At 70.8% G+C, this 13,392-nt stretch carries 14 protein-coding genes; 9 read left to right on the top strand and 5 right to left on the bottom strand.

The genetic code is table 11. The features are described from left to right. From AB0915_RS34965 to AB0915_RS34955, 3 genes are all read right to left on the bottom strand, one after another. A partial coding sequence (locus AB0915_RS34965; protein ID WP_366694910.1) for a histidine kinase dimerization/phosphoacceptor domain-containing protein occupies positions 1 to 949 on the bottom strand: 949 nt, incomplete at its 3' end. Between the two features lie 150 nt (positions 950 to 1,099). Beyond that, positions 1,100 to 1,378 carry a hypothetical protein gene (locus AB0915_RS34960; protein WP_359108480.1) on the bottom strand — a complete coding sequence of 93 codons (279 nt, stop codon included), beginning with the start codon at positions 1,376 to 1,378 and terminating at the stop codon, positions 1,100 to 1,102. Positions 1,379 to 1,388: 10 nt separating this feature from the next. Next, positions 1,389 to 2,171: a PspA/IM30 family protein gene (locus AB0915_RS34955; protein WP_366694909.1), complete on the bottom strand. Its 783-nt coding sequence runs from the start codon at positions 2,169 to 2,171 to the stop codon at positions 1,389 to 1,391. Positions 2,172 to 2,467: 296 nt separating this feature from the next. Between AB0915_RS34955 and AB0915_RS34950 the strand changes: the two genes are divergently transcribed. From AB0915_RS34950 to AB0915_RS34940, 3 genes are all read left to right on the top strand, one after another. Beyond that, on the top strand, positions 2,468 to 3,067 hold the full coding sequence (locus tag AB0915_RS34950) for a DUF3043 domain-containing protein (RefSeq protein WP_366694908.1): 600 nt from the start codon (positions 2,468 to 2,470) through the stop codon (positions 3,065 to 3,067). Positions 3,068 to 3,183: 116 nt separating this feature from the next. Beyond that, complete coding sequence (locus AB0915_RS34945) at positions 3,184 to 3,918, top strand: methyltransferase domain-containing protein (RefSeq protein WP_366694911.1); 735 nt, start codon at positions 3,184 to 3,186, stop codon at positions 3,916 to 3,918. Positions 3,919 to 4,169: 251 nt separating this feature from the next. Next, positions 4,170 to 5,246 (top strand): trypsin-like peptidase domain-containing protein, encoded by a 1,077-nt coding sequence (locus AB0915_RS34940; protein ID WP_366694907.1) that lies wholly within the window; start codon positions 4,170 to 4,172, stop codon positions 5,244 to 5,246. 68 nt (positions 5,247 to 5,314) lie between these two features. Here the strand turns inward: AB0915_RS34940 and AB0915_RS34935 are convergent, their stop codons facing one another. Next, the gene (locus tag AB0915_RS34935; RefSeq protein ID WP_366694906.1) at positions 5,315 to 5,524 is read right to left on the bottom strand and encodes a hypothetical protein; all 210 of its coding nucleotides are present in this window, start codon (positions 5,522 to 5,524) and stop codon (positions 5,315 to 5,317) included. Positions 5,525 to 5,635: 111 nt separating this feature from the next. On the opposite strand from AB0915_RS34935, the gene AB0915_RS34930 reads away from it, so the two are divergent. The 5 genes from AB0915_RS34930 (at position 5,636) to AB0915_RS34910 (ending at position 11,729) form a co-directional block, all read left to right on the top strand. Then, on the top strand, positions 5,636 to 6,838 hold the full coding sequence (locus AB0915_RS34930) for a bifunctional adenosylcobinamide kinase/adenosylcobinamide-phosphate guanylyltransferase (protein WP_366694905.1): 1,203 nt from the start codon (positions 5,636 to 5,638) through the stop codon (positions 6,836 to 6,838). Positions 6,839 to 6,878: 40 nt separating this feature from the next. Beyond that, on the top strand, positions 6,879 to 7,706 hold the full coding sequence (locus AB0915_RS34925; protein WP_366694904.1) for a class I SAM-dependent methyltransferase: 828 nt from the start codon (positions 6,879 to 6,881) through the stop codon (positions 7,704 to 7,706). Positions 7,707 to 8,022: 316 nt separating this feature from the next. Next, the gene (gene cobT / locus AB0915_RS34920; RefSeq protein ID WP_366694903.1) at positions 8,023 to 9,105 is read left to right on the top strand and encodes a nicotinate-nucleotide--dimethylbenzimidazole phosphoribosyltransferase; all 1,083 of its coding nucleotides are present in this window, start codon (positions 8,023 to 8,025) and stop codon (positions 9,103 to 9,105) included. A gap of 90 nt (positions 9,106 to 9,195) precedes the next feature. Continuing rightward, positions 9,196 to 10,995, top strand: a complete 1,800-nt coding sequence (locus tag AB0915_RS34915) for a phosphatidylglycerol lysyltransferase domain-containing protein (protein ID WP_366694902.1) — start codon at positions 9,196 to 9,198, stop codon at positions 10,993 to 10,995. Beyond that, positions 10,992 to 11,729, top strand: a complete 738-nt coding sequence (locus AB0915_RS34910; protein ID WP_366694901.1) for a hypothetical protein — start codon at positions 10,992 to 10,994, stop codon at positions 11,727 to 11,729. Before AB0915_RS34915 ends, AB0915_RS34910 begins: the two co-directional genes overlap by 4 nt. On the opposite strand, the gene AB0915_RS34905 is transcribed toward AB0915_RS34910, so the two are convergent. After that, complete coding sequence (locus AB0915_RS34905) at positions 11,672 to 12,433, bottom strand: hypothetical protein (RefSeq protein ID WP_366694900.1); 762 nt, start codon at positions 12,431 to 12,433, stop codon at positions 11,672 to 11,674. The genes AB0915_RS34910 and AB0915_RS34905 overlap by 58 nt on opposite strands. 87 nt (positions 12,434 to 12,520) lie before the next feature. Between AB0915_RS34905 and AB0915_RS34900 the strand changes: the two genes are divergently transcribed. Further along, positions 12,521 to 13,300, top strand: coding sequence for an adenosylcobinamide-GDP ribazoletransferase (locus AB0915_RS34900; protein ID WP_366694899.1), 780 nt, complete (start codon positions 12,521 to 12,523; stop codon positions 13,298 to 13,300). Positions 13,301 to 13,392 lie beyond the last annotated feature (92 nt).

Raw genomic sequence — 13,392 nt, 5'->3', positions numbered from 1 at the left:
GCTCCCCGGGGGCGGGGCCCGGGTGGCGGGGGGGGGGCGGGGGGGCGGTGGTGGCTCGGCCGGCCACCTCGACCGGGAGCCCGGCGCGCCGGACCGACTCCACGAGTTCGTCGAGGACCGCGAGACCGGGTGCCGGTTCGGTCGGCGCCTCCGGGTCGCCGGACTGGCGCAGCAGCCCGACCGTGGCGCGGAGTTCACCCAGTGCGGAACGGCTGGCCTCCCGGACGTGGGCGAGCGCCTCTTTTGCCTGGTCGGGGCGCTTGTCCATGACGTGGGCGGCGACCCCGGCCTGCACATTGACCAGGGCGATGTGGTGGGCGACGACGTCGTGGAGATCGCGGGCGATCCGCAGCCGTTCCTCGGCGACCCGCCGCCGGGCCTCCTCCTCGCGGGTGCGTTCGGCCCGTTCGGCGCGTTCCCTGATCGCATCGACGAACGCCCGCCGGGAGCGGACGGCGTCCCCGGCGGCGCCGGCCATGCCGGTCCAGGCGAAGACCCCGAGGTTCTGCTGGCTGTACCAGGGGGACGCCCCGAAGACCATCGCGGACGCCGTCAGCACGGCCATGGTCAGCAGGCCGACCCGCCAGGTGGTGGGCCGGTCGGTGGACGCGGCGACCGTGCAGAGCGCGACGACCGCGCTCATGACCACCGGGGCGGGCGGGTCCACCAGCACGAACTCGACGATGGACAGCCCGCCGGTGGCGGCCAGCACCGCCATCGGGTTGCGACGCCGCAGGGCGAGCACGACGGCGGCGAACACCATCAGGACGACGCTGCCCGCCTCGGGCGTGCGGGTGCCGAAGCTGGGCCCGTTCGGCGCGTTCGGGTCGGTGAACGATCCGGCGATCATCGCAGCGAGTACGGCCACGGCGAGCGCCCCGTCGAACGCGAGGGGATGGTCGCGCAGCCAGCGCCGGACGCGCAGCAACCCGGTTCCGAGGGTGGTCACGTCAAGCTACGGTACGGCGTGTCGCGCACGGATACGGTCCGCCCGCGACCGGAACCGCACGCAGAGCGCGAAAGTCCCGGCAGAACCGTGCCCCGCGGCCGGCGGACCGGACACGGGGCACAGTGCGTGCGGGTGCTGGAGCGACCGGCGTCAGCCGGGGATCAGGCCGCCGTCGCGGAGCATGTCGCGTACCTCTTCGAGGGTGGCGTCGGGAGACGGCAGGATCAGTTCGGACGGCTCCAGGGAGTCGTCCGGCAGAGGTGTGCCGAGCTCGCGCACCCTGGCGAGGAGCGCCTGGAGCGTGGCGCGGAAGCCGGGGCCGTCGCCGCTCTCCATCTCGGCGAGCAGCTCGTTGTCGAGCTTGTTGAGCTCAGCGAAGTGGCTGTCGGCCAGAGCTACCTGGCCCTCCCCCATGATCCGAACGATCATGACGTCCGCCTTACTGCTTGTCGAACCTGTGCGGGGACTGCGAGGACTGCTGCTGGGCGGCGTCCTGCGGGCCGCCCTCGATGGCCTGTGGCGGGGTGGAGCCGCCGGCCAGTTCGGCCTTCATACGCTGCAGCTCCAGCTCCACATCCGTACCACCGGAGATCCGGTCCAGCTCGGCGGCGATGTCATCCTTCGCCGTCCCGGTCGGGTCGTCCAGAGCGCCGGAGGCGAGCAGCTCGTCGATCGCACCGGCGCGTGCCTGCAGCTGCTGGGTCTTGTCCTCGGCCCGCTGGATCGCCAGGCCGACGTCGCCCATCTCCTCGGAGATCCCGGAGAACGCCTCGCCGATCCGAGTCTGCGCCTGGGCGGCGGTGTAGGTGGCCTTGATGGTCTCCTTCTTCGTACGGAAGGCGTCGACCTTGGCCTGCAGCCGCTGGGCCGCGAGAGTGAGCTTCTCCTCCTCACCCTGCAGCGTCGTGTGCTGCGTCTCCAGGTCGGTGACCTGTTGCTGGAGTGCGGCGCGCCGGGACAGCGCCTCGCGGGCCAGGTCCTCGCGCCCGAGCGCGAGCGCCTTGCGGCCCTGGTCCTCCAGCTTGGACGACTGGCCCTGCAGCTGGTTCAGCTGCAGCTCCAGGCGCTTGCGCGAGGTCGCCACATCGGCGACACCGCGGCGTACCTTCTGAAGCAGCTCCAGCTGCTTCTGGTACGAGTAATCGAGGGTCTCGCGCGGATCCTCGGCCCGGTCAAGGGCCTTGTTTGCCTTCGCGCGGAAGATCATCCCCATACGCTTCATGACACCGCTCATGGGCTTCGCGCGCCCCCTTCTGACGGACTGGGCTCCAGCACTCCAACAGAACCCACAGTACGGGCCCTGTCTCTATTACCGCACTGTTCGAGCACGGATGTGGTCCTCCCCAAGGACGACTGCCCCCGGATACCACTCCGGCCCAAGGAGTAGGTGGCCGTCGGGGAAACCGGTGACAACGTCCGTTCTGCCCCCTCTCGGGACACCTGGGGGACGCAGGCCGTTGCCGGATCGTTCCCGACCGGGCTGGGGTCGTCACGACCGACCCCGTACCCTTGGGTTTTGTGTTCCGTAGCCGTTCGAAGGATGAGAAGGCCCCCGCCACCAAGGTGACGGCGGACCTCTCCACGCAGCCCCGCGACCCGCAGGCCCCCAAAGGTCGCCCCACCCCCAAGCGCAGCGATGCCCAGTCGCAGCGTCGTCGTGCCGCCAGTGGCGCGCCGCTCGACCGCAAGGAGGCCATGAAGCGCCAGCGCGAAGCGCGCCGGGTGGACCTGGCCAAGCAGCGCGAGGCACTGGCCAGTGGCGACGAGCGCTACCTGCCGGCCCGTGACAAGGGTCCGGTGCGGCGCTTCGTCCGCGATTTCGTGGACTCGCGTTTCTGCATCGCGGAGTTCTTCCTGCCGCTCGCGGTGATCATCCTGATCCTCAGCGTGATCCAGGTGCGGAACATCCAGAACATCTCGCTGCTGCTCTGGCTCGCCGTGATCGTGCTGATCGTCATCGACTCGATCGGTCTCGCGTTCCGGCTGAAGAAGCAGCTGAACGCGCGCTTCCCCGATACGCCGAAGCGCGGCGCGGTCGCCTACGGCCTGATGCGTACGCTTCAGATGCGTCGGCTCCGTCTGCCGAAGCCGCAGGTCAAGCGCGGAGAGCGACCCTGAGTACGGAGCTTTCCGGCTCGGTCGGCGGTCCGTCCGCAGGCCTGCCGGACGGTGCCACCTCCCGGGACTCCGGGTTCACCGGGGCCTCTTCGGCGTGGCTCGGAGGGCTCAGCGGGCTGCGCAACACCGTCCGCCAGGAGCTCGTCGCCCGGCAGCTCGACGAGCAGATAGCCGCGCGCTTCCCGGTCGGCCAGCGGCTGCGGGTCCTCGATGTCGGCATGGGACAGGGCACGCAGGCGCTGCGGCTGGCCCGGGCCGGCCACACGGTGACCGGCCTGGAGTCCGACGCCGAAATGCTGAGGGCCGCCCGCGGGGCGCTCGGGGACGAGCCCGCGGGCATCCGGGAGCGGGTTCGGCTGATCGAGGGCGACGGCCTGGACACGGGCGTGCACTTCCTGCCGGGCAGCTTCGATGTGGTGCTCTGTCACGGCGTACTGATGTACGCCCGGGAGCCGGACGCGCTGCTGGCGGGGCTGGCCCGGATGCTGGCGCCCGGCGGGCTGCTCTCGCTGCTCGTACGGAACGGCGACGCGCTGGCGATGCGGCCCGGCACCGCCGGGGACTGGGACACGGCACTGGCCGCGTTCGACACGGATACGTACACCAACCGACTGGGCCTGACGGTCCGCGCCGACCGGCTGGACGCCCTCACGGCCACGCTCGCCGGGATCGCCGCGCCGTTGCACGCCTGGTACGGGGTACGGATCTTCACGGACCAGGTGAGCGATGACGTCGAGCTGCCGGCCGCCGCGGAACTCGACCGGCTGCTGGCCGCGGAGGACCGGGCCGGGCGGACGGACCCGTACCGCCGGGTTGCCGCGCTGCTGCATCTGTGCGGGGTGCGCGGCTAGAGAACGTCCGGACGAACGCCGGACGGTTCACGACGCCCGGTGCGATGCACCGCAAGACGCCGGAGCGTCCAGGTGGCGAACTGGTTCCGACGTACCGGCAGCGCCGTGAGGTGCCGTGCCGGGCGCCGCGACTGCGGGCATGATCCGCCGGAAATCCCTGGGGATGGTTGAGGGATGGACGAGGAGCGGGCGTCACCCGATCAGCCGAACCCAACAGGCCGCCAATGGGGTTAAAAGCTGATGATTCAGACATGGATGCTTCCCACTCGCGCCGCCGTCTGTACCGGCTGCTGCTGCCTCTGACCGCAGGTGTCTGCGCCATGGCCCTGGTGTCCGGCTGCTCCGACTCGGACTCGGCCAACGCCACTGCCACGCAGTCGGCCTCGCCGCATGCGACTTCCCAGGCCGCAAGTGACCTGCAGGCCGAGTACGAGGCCGTCATCAGGAATGTGCTGCCCTCCGTGGTACAGATCGAAGCCGGCAACAGCCTCGGATCCGGCGTCGTCTACGACAACAAGGGCCATATCGTCACCAATGCCCATGTGGTCGGCCAGGAGAAGAGGTTCAAGGTCACCGTCGCCACCGGTGAGAAGGTGCTGGGCGCCTCGCTGGTCGCCACCTATCCGGAGCAGGACCTGGCCGTCATCAAGCTCGACAACGTACCGAGCGGGCTGAAGCCGGCGAAGTTCGGCAACTCGGACAAGGTCGAGGTCGGCCAGATAGTGCTGGCGATGGGTTCGCCACTCGGACTGTCCAGCAGCGTCACGCAGGGCATCGTGTCGGCGGTCGGCCGGACTGTCAGCGAGAGCCGGACGGAGGGTGGCACCGGGGCGACCATAGCGAACATGGTGCAGACCTCGGCGGCGATCAACCCAGGCAACAGCGGCGGTGCGCTGGTGAACCTGAACAGTGAGGTGATCGGCATTCCGACGCTGGCGGCGACGGATCCGCAGTTGAACGGCGCGGCACCGGGCATAGGGTTCGCGATCCCCGTCTCGATGGTGAAGACGGTGGCCGACCAGATCGTCAAGAGCGGCAAGGTCACCGACTCGGGCCGGGCGGCGCTGAACATCACCGGCCGCACGGTCGTCGACGACAACTACCAGCCGTTCGGGATCGCGGTGGTCACCGTCACGGCGGGCGGCGGCGCGGACAAGGCCGGACTGCGGGTCGGCGACATCATCACGAAGATCGGCGACACACGGGTCACGACGATGACGGAGCTGGCCGAGTCTCTGGCCAACGACAAGCCGGGCCAGAAGGTCAAGGTGACATATCTGCGCGACGGTGTGGAAAAGACTGCGGTCGTCACGCTGGGCGAGATCTGACCGCTGCCGTGCGAGAGCCCCGGATGCCGAGGAACGGCGCCCGGGGCCCTCGTGCGCCGTATCGACGGTCAGCCCTGGTCGGCCTGGAGACTCATCGGGCCGTAGATCTTCGTCGCGTCCTCGAAGAGGGTCACCTGGTCCGCCCCGCCGTCCAGGAGTTCCTTCCAGAACTCACCGATCCATGTCTCCGCATCGCCCTGGGTCGTGAATTCCTCCGGCTGCAGGGCCGGCTCCGTCTCCGAACCGTCGGACTTCTCGAACCGCCACGTCCACGCCATGTCCGCCTCCTGGGTCGCGTTGCTGCCCGCAGCCTAGTGCCTGAGGCCTTTCGGACCGAGATCCATGGGGTTGGTCGCGCAGTCGGTGCGGGGACGCGGGAGGATCGGAGCGTGGAACTGACACTGCTCGGCACCGGAGCCCCCGACGGGCTGCCGCGCCCCGACTGTCCGTGCGCCGCCTGCGCCACCGCCCGCGGGGTATGGGCGCGCGCCGCGACCGCACTGCTGGTCGACGACGCGCTGCTGCTCGATCTCACCCCGGGGGCCGTGTTCGCCGCCGCACGCGCGGGTCATTCACTGACCGGCGTACGGCAGGTGCTGCTCACCCATCCCCACGACGGGCCCGCCGTGGAGCTGCCCGCCGGGCTGCCCCCGGCCGGACGGGTGCCGGACGGGCAGGTGTTGACGCTGATCAGCGGGCACAGGATCCGGGCGGTGCCGATGGACTCGCCGGGGACCGGGTACGAGGTGACGTCCCCGGAGGGCGTGCGGCTGCTGTACATGCCGCCGGGGGCGGCCCCCGCCGGTCTCACGGACCGGGTGGCGGAGCCGTACGACATGGTGGTCGGTGATGTGACCGGACGCCCGGACGCCATGGCCAGGCTGCGGGCCGTCGAAGCGATCGGGCCGGCCACCGAGGTCATCGCCGTTCACCTGGACCATGACGCGCCCACCGGCCCCGAGCTGGACCGGCGGCTCGCGGCGGCCGGCGCCCGGACCGTGCCGGACGGGACGACCCTGGTGGTCGGCCAGTACCACGCCGTACCGGATATCCCGCGGCGGACGCTGGTGACGGGCGGTGCGCGGTCCGGTAAGTCGGTGGAGGCCGAGCGGCGGCTGGGGACCTTCCCCGAGGTGGTGTACGTGGCGACCGGCGGCGGCCGCGAAGGCGACCCGGAGTGGATGGCCCGGGTCGGGTTGCACCGGGAGCGCAGACCGGCCGCCTGGCGCACCGAGGAGACCTGTGAGCTGGTGGACCTGCTGGAGTCGGACGGGCCGCCGGTGCTGATCGACTGCCTGTCGCTGTGGCTGACGGACGCGATGGACCGGGTGAACGCCTGGGACGACGCGGCGTGGGCGGACGGTGGTGAGCGTGCGCTGCGGGAGCGGCTCACCGAACTGGTCGGTGCGGTGCGCAGAACGCGGCGCACGGTCGTCGCCGTGACCAATGAGGTCGGCTCGGGCGTGGTGCCCGCGACAGCCGCCGGCCGGCGGTTCCGGGACGAGCTGGGGCGGCTCAACGCCGCGTTCGCCGACGAGTGTGAGCACGTGCTGCTGGTGGTGGCCGGTCAGGCGCTGACGCTGCGCGGCTGACCCGCATCGCACCAGGATCAGCGGCAGGAAGGGAGCGGACATGGCGCGAGTGAGGCCGATGCTGGAAGGCGTTCCGGAGACCCTGCTCTGGACGCTCTACAACCGGGCGTACGAGGCGGGGCAGCTCTATCCCGTCATCGACGATCCGATGGCGCTGCAGCTCATGGCGGACCTCGACTACCCCTTCGAGGAGCGCTTCGGGCGGCCGGACGCCTTCCGCTCGCAGGCGCAGGCGCTGCGCTCACGCTGCTTCGACCTGACGGTGCAGGGCTATCTGCGTGGGCATCCGGAGGCCACCGTCGCCGCGCTCGGCGACGGTCTGGAGACCGGCTTCTGGCGAGTCGACAACGGGCGGCTTACCTGGCTGAGCGTGGAGTTGCCCCAGGTGGCAGCGTTGCGCCGGGCGCTGCTGCCCTCCTCGGACCGGCTGCGGACGCTCTCCCGGTCGGCGACCGATCTCTCCTGGCTGGACGAGATCGAGGACCCTGTGGGCCGGGGTGTGATCGTCACGACGCAGGGGCTGCTGATGTATCTGCAGCCCTGGGAGGTACGGAAGATCCTGGCGACCTGCGCCGAACGGCTGCCGGGCGGGGTGCTCGTCCTGGACTCGATGGCGCGTCGGCCGGCGAAGTGGACGGTGGCCGGGAAGTTGAAGGTCGGCTCCATGACCGTCCCGCCGATGCACTGGGCGATGGACCCGGGCGAGCGGAAGAAGCTGCGCAGTGCGCATCCGAACATCACCGAGGTGCGCGCGCTGGGGCTGCCGCGGGGGCGGGGCGCGATGGGAGAACTGATCCGGCTCCAGCATCTGACGCCGGGGCTGCGGACGCTGACCCCCGCGATGACGCTGCTGCGCTTCGGGGCCTGACGGCCTCCCCCGCGGCAGGGAGTGGATCGGCGAGCGGCGTCGTGCGGCTTCGACGGCAAGGCGGAGGACGGAGTCGACGCGGACTGTCGGTGACCGACGACAACGCCGAAGGGGGCCCCTCCCTGCTCGAGCGAAGCCGAGAGCTTGAGGGAGGACTCGCAGGGCGTCGGGAGCCCACTCCCTGTCGTGGCGGAGGCCGTGAGGGCCGGCCACCGCACTGAAGAGGCGTCAGAATCGTGGCAGGTACTGTTCCGCAATGAGCCCGCCGCCGGGCTCACCGGCCCACACCACGTAACGACCCGCGAGGCAGACTCCCGTGAATCTGGACGACTTCTCCGACCTGATCGAACGCCCCGACGGCGGCGTACGGCGCGACGCCGAGGAACGCCGGGAGCGGCAGATCGTGCCGCCGGGCGCGCTCGGCCGACTCGACGAGCTGGGCGAGTGGCTCTCGGCCGCCCAGCAGGCCGTGCCGGTCAGACCGATCCAGCAGCCGCGCGTGGTGCTCTTCGCCGGTGATCACGGGGTGGCCGAGCTCGGCGTCTCCGGCCGCGCGGCCGGGACCGCCCACGAGCTGGTCCGGGCCACACTGGAGGGCGCGACGCCGCTGGCCGTGCTGGCCCGCCAGTTCTCCGTACCGGTGCGGATCGTCGATGCCGGCCTGGACTGTGAGCCGGAGCTGTTGCCCGAGTCGGTCGTGCGTCACCGGGTGCGGCGCGGCAGCGGCCGGATCGACATCGAGGACGCGCTGACGGCCGAGGAGGCCGAGCAAGCGGTACGTCTGGGCATCGCGATCGCCGACGAGGAGGCCGACTCGGGCACCGATCTGGTGGTGCTCGGCGATCTGAGCGTCGGTGGCACCACGGCGGCGGCCACCCTGATCGCGGCCCTGTGCGGCACGGACGCCTCGGTGGTCACCGGGCGCGGCGGCGCGGGAATCGACGATCTCGCCTGGATGCGCAAGTGCGCGGCGATCCGGGACTCGTTGCGGCGGGCCCGGCCGGTCCTCGGCGACCAGCTGGAGCTGCTGGCCACGGTCGGCGGCGCGGATCTGGCGGCGATGACGGGGTTCCTGCTGCAGTGCGCGGTGCGCAGGCTGCCGGTGATCCTGGACGGCGTGGTCTCGTCGGCGTGCGCGCTGGTCGCTCAGCGGGCCGCCTTCCGGGCGCCGGACTGGTGGTTGGCCGGTCAGGTGAGCGGCGAGCCGGCACAGACGAAGGCGCTGGACCGAATGGCGCTCAACCCGCTGCTGGACCACGGCGTCATCGTGGGTGAGGGGAGCGGGGCGCTGCTGGCACTTCCGCTCGTGCAGGCCGCCGCCGCGCTGGCGGCGGAGCTGCCCGAGCGTGCGCCGGCCGACCCGGACGACGCCTCGAAGACCGACGCGGACGACGACTGACGGACCCTGCTGCGCTGCGGCCGCCGACCACCGGACACCGGCCGCAGCAGGCCTCCCCATGGAGCGAAATCCCCCATATGATCGCTTTTTATGGGAGAGGTCCGATTGGCCGGCCAGGACGTCCGGCGGAGCACCGTCCGCTCACGACGCAGTGCGGCATTCACCATCTGGTATCTGCGCATCGTGTCGTTCATCAATTTCCTGAGCGCCGTCTGGGTCACGCTCGGTCAGGACCTGCGTCGGCACAACACCGAGAACTACTTCACGCCCTATCTGCTCACCGCGGGCTTCTCTTCCGGAGTGGTCGCCCTCTTCCTCGCGATCACCATGCGACGGCGCAAGCGCGCCGCCTGGATCGTCAACATGGTGCTGAGCGGCCTCCTGCTCCTGCTCTTCGCCTTCGTGATCGTCTTTCCCGAGATCCGGCAGTACCCGCAGAACTGGATCTCCCTGGCGCTGACAGCCGCTTTCGTCGTGGCGCTGATCCTGGGCCGACGGGAGTTCTACGCGAAGGGCGACCGTTCCAACGCGAAGCTGGCGGCCGTGGTCGCCGTCGGCGGGCTGCTGGTCACCTCGCTGATCGCCACCCTGCTGGTCACCGTCGCGAACACGGCGCACGACGAGTACCGGTCGACCTTCCTCGACCGCTGGCGCTACGGCGCGCTGCGGCTGGTCTCGGTCGCGACCGACGAAGCCCGCTTCCCCGGCATCACCGTGCCCGGCTCGGTCAATGTCGTCATCAACATCCTCTCCACCCTGCTGCTGATCGCCGTCGTGTACGTGGCGTTCCGCTCACGCCGGGCCGTCGACCCGATCACCCCGCAGGACGAGGACCGGCTCCGCGCCCTCCTCGAAAAGCACGGCGAACGCGACTCGCTCGGCTATTTCGCACTGCGCCGGGAGAAGAGCGTCATCTGGTCGCCGACCGGGAAGGCCGCCGTCACCTACCGGGTGGTCGGCGGGGTCTCGCTCGCCTCCGGTGATCCGATCGGCGACCTGGAGGCCTGGCCGGGCGCGATCGAACCATGGCTGGCCGAGGCCCGCGAACACGGCTGGATCCCAGCGGTGATGGGGGTGAGTGAGGAGGGCGGCACGGTCTACGCCCGGCACGGGCTCGACGCGCTGGAGCTCGGCGACGAGGCGATCGTGGAGACCGCCGACTTCACCCTCGAAGGGCGGGCGATGCGGACCGTCCGCCAGGCGTACAACCGGATCAGGCGCGCCGGGTACGAGGTGACCATCCGGCGCCACTGCGACATCCCCGACGAGGAGATGGCCGAACTGGTGCGACGCGCCGACGACTGGCGCGACGGCGAGACCGAGCGCGGCTTCTCGATGGCGCTGGGGCGGCTCGGCGATCCGGCGGACGGCCAGTGCGTGATGCTCGAATGCCGTGACGCGGCGGAGAAGGAGCAAGGCGAAGGAGCAGGCGGCCCCGGCGAATTGCGCGCCGTACTGAGCTTCGTGCCCTGGGGCCCGAACGGTCTCTCGCTGGACCTGATGCGCCGTGACCGGAACGCCGAGAACGGTCTGATGGAGTTCATGGTCATCGAACTCCTCCAGCGCGCCAAGGAGATCGGGATCACACAGGTGTCGCTCAACTTTGCGATGTTCCGATCGGTCTTCGAGAGGGGATCGCGGCTGGGCGCGGGACCGGTGCTGAGGCTGTGGCGCTCGTTGCTCAGCTTCTTCTCGCGCTGGTGGCAGATCGAGTCGCTCTACCGCGCCAACGCCAAGTACCGACCGATCTGGGAGCCGCGTTTCATGCTCTTCGAGAAGAGCTCCGATCTGTTGCGCATCGGCATCGCCGCGGGCCGCGCCGAAGGGTTCCTGGAGGCGCCCGGGCTGCCCAAGTGGCTGCACCGCTCGCACCTGGAGACCCGTAGATGAGACCGACGGCGGCGCTGCCCGAGGCCGCCCGCCGCGAATGGGGGCCGCTGTTCTCGACCGTACACGGGGGGCTCACCCGTTCCCGGCTGCGTGCGGTCCCGATGACGCTGGCCGCGGTCGGCCTGACGGCGCTGCTCCATGTGGTGCAGAACCAGCCGTGGGGATTACGTCCGGTGCGGGTCCTCGGCTCGGTGCGAGCCGAGGACCCGCTGTGGACCGCCCTGCTGCGTACCCCGCTGTCGCTGTTCGTGCCCGCACTCGATCTGCCGGTGTGGGGTGCGCTGGCGCAGGTGCTCGTGGTGTTCGGGGCCGCCGAGATCTGTCTCGGACGACGGCGCACGCTGCTCATCGCGTACGTCGCCACGCTGGCCGGGACACTGTACGCACGGACCGGCGTCGCGGTCGGCCCCGACGGACTGTTCGGACTGCCCGCATCCGACGCGCACGTCGTCGACACCGGACCGTCGGCAGCGGTGGTCGGGGTCGCGGTCTATGTGTGCCATGCCTACCGGGCGTGGCGCACCGGGGCGGTGGTGATCGCGGTGATGGTCATCGAAGTGATCTTCAAGAACAACCTGGCGGGCAAGGAACACCTGGCGGCGATCGCCGCGGTGCTGATCCTGTGCGGTCTCACCGCCTGGCACGACAGGCGTCGGAATCTGCCCGCCCGCAGCGATCAGGACTTGGGCGTGGGAAGCCGGTCCCGGTCCGGCGCTCCGCCGATGAGGTCCTGAAACCTGCGGCTCGGCCCCACCCAGCGCCGGTCGTGGTGGTACGCGCGCAGCACCGCCCTGGCACGGGCGCGGTGCCGGTTGCGGTAGAGCCTCTTCGCCCACATCGACGTCGGCCGGGCCAGCCGGATCGCCCCGAACAGGGCGACGAACGGCACCAGGGTGCCGATCACCGCCATCCGCGCCTTGCCCTTGAACAGGGCGATCAGCACGAAGCAGAAGTTGATCAGCAGGGTCAGGACGATGCCGAGCCGGCCCTGCTGCTGATCGCTGGTCAGTTCCTTCACCCCGAGCGGTGAGAAGCCGCCGAGGAGGAGCAGGACGAGCGCCGTGGTGAGGACGACGACCTCAACGCTCTGGCGGCCTTGTTCGGACCAGTACACGTCGTCGAGATGGAGGATCAGGGCGAACTCGTCCAGCACCAGTCCCGCGCCCATCCCGAAGATCACCGCGCAGATGCCCGCCCCGACGCCGTACCGTCCGCTGGAGACCGAGCCGAAGCCGCCGATCACCGTCAGCACCACACCGGGCACCACATGGTGGACGTGCAACCCGCCGGGCGTGATGTTGCGGAACGGCCCCTTCCCGGCCCTGATCATCCGGGTGATGAGACGGGTGATGGCGAAGGTCAGCACAAAAGCGACCAGGGCGAGAAGCAGGGGCAGCTTCCCCGGCTCGATGAAGTTCTGATCGAACCAGTGACCCATGCCACCACTCCCGTTGGTCCGCCTTTGCGGTGCTTTGCAGCGTTTCGGCCAATCTAGCGGCCCGGCCGAGGGATTAGCCTGCGCGCCGTGACCTCCCTGAACAGCCACGGCATACGTTTCGCCTTCGGCACCCTGACCGTGCTCCCCGTCCGCGTCACCCGCTGGGATCGCGGGGCCGCCCGTGCCGGGATGCTGAGCGCCCCGCTCGCCGGTCTGGTGGTGGGGCTGCTCGCGGCGGTCCCCGGCACATTGTTGCTGCTGCTCGGGTCCGGGCCGCTGCTCGCGGCGGTCGCCTCCGCCGCGGTGCCCGCGGTCCTCACTCGGGGGCTGCACCTCGACGGACTCGCCGACACGGCGGACGGGCTGGGCAGCGGCAAGCCGGCGGCGGACGCGTTGCGCATCATGAAGCAGTCGGACATTGGGCCATTCGGTGTCATCACCCTGCTGTTCGTCCTCCTGGCCCAGGTCGCGGTCCTCCATCAGCTGTACGGGGAGGGCTGGGCGCACGGCGCGGTGGCCGCGGTCGTCGCGGGGGTCACAGCCCGCCTCGCACTCACACTGGCGTCCCGTCAGGGCGTGCCTCCGGCCCGGCCGGAGGGGCTGGGGGCAGCGGTGGCGGGAACGGTGCCGATGGGGGCGGCGGCGGCCGTGACGGTCGCGGTGGTAGCCGCGGGGTCGGGGGCGGGGGCGGTGTTCGGGGGGTACGGCGCGCTGCACCACGGCCTTGCCGTAGTGGCCGGGCTGCTGGGCGCGCAGCTGCTGCTGCGGCACTGCGTGCGGCGGTTCGGGGGCGTGACCGGGGATGTCTTCGGGGCGGTCGCGGAGACGGCGGCGACGGCGGCGCTGGTGGCGTTGGCCCTGGGCTAGGGCGGGCCAGGCGGCGTCTGGTGCGTGCGATCGCAAGGCGGAGGCTCGCCCCGATACTGAGCGTATCGGGGCGAGCCCGACAACGCAGCGAG

The organism is Streptomyces sp. NPDC048411, assembly GCF_040704695.1.
Taxonomy (GTDB): Bacteria; Actinomycetota; Actinomycetes; order Streptomycetales; family Streptomycetaceae; genus Streptomyces.
The sequence above is the reverse complement of the archived record's forward strand: the minus strand, read 5'-3'. Positions and strand labels throughout refer to the sequence as shown.

Bases quoted from the DNA above. Each gene is read 5' to 3' on its own strand.
- AB0915_RS34955 (WP_366694909.1), bottom strand. From the start codon at position 2,171: ATGAAGCGTATGGGGATGATCTTCCGCGCGAAGGCAAACAAGGCCCTT.
- AB0915_RS34925 (WP_366694904.1), top strand. From the start codon at position 6,879: ATGGCGCGAGTGAGGCCGATGCTGGAAGGCGTTCCGGAGACCCTGCTC.
- AB0915_RS34910 (WP_366694901.1), top strand. From the start codon at position 10,992: ATGAGACCGACGGCGGCGCTGCCCGAGGCCGCCCGCCGCGAATGGGGG.
- AB0915_RS34905 (WP_366694900.1), bottom strand. From the start codon at position 12,433: ATGGGTCACTGGTTCGATCAGAACTTCATCGAGCCGGGGAAGCTGCCC.
- AB0915_RS34960 (WP_359108480.1), bottom strand. From the start codon at position 1,378: ATGATCGTTCGGATCATGGGGGAGGGCCAGGTAGCTCTGGCCGACAGC.
- AB0915_RS34940 (WP_366694907.1), top strand. From the start codon at position 4,170: ATGGATGCTTCCCACTCGCGCCGCCGTCTGTACCGGCTGCTGCTGCCT.
- AB0915_RS34915 (WP_366694902.1), top strand. From the start codon at position 9,196: ATGGGAGAGGTCCGATTGGCCGGCCAGGACGTCCGGCGGAGCACCGTC.
- AB0915_RS34935 (WP_366694906.1), bottom strand. From the start codon at position 5,524: ATGGCGTGGACGTGGCGGTTCGAGAAGTCCGACGGTTCGGAGACGGAG.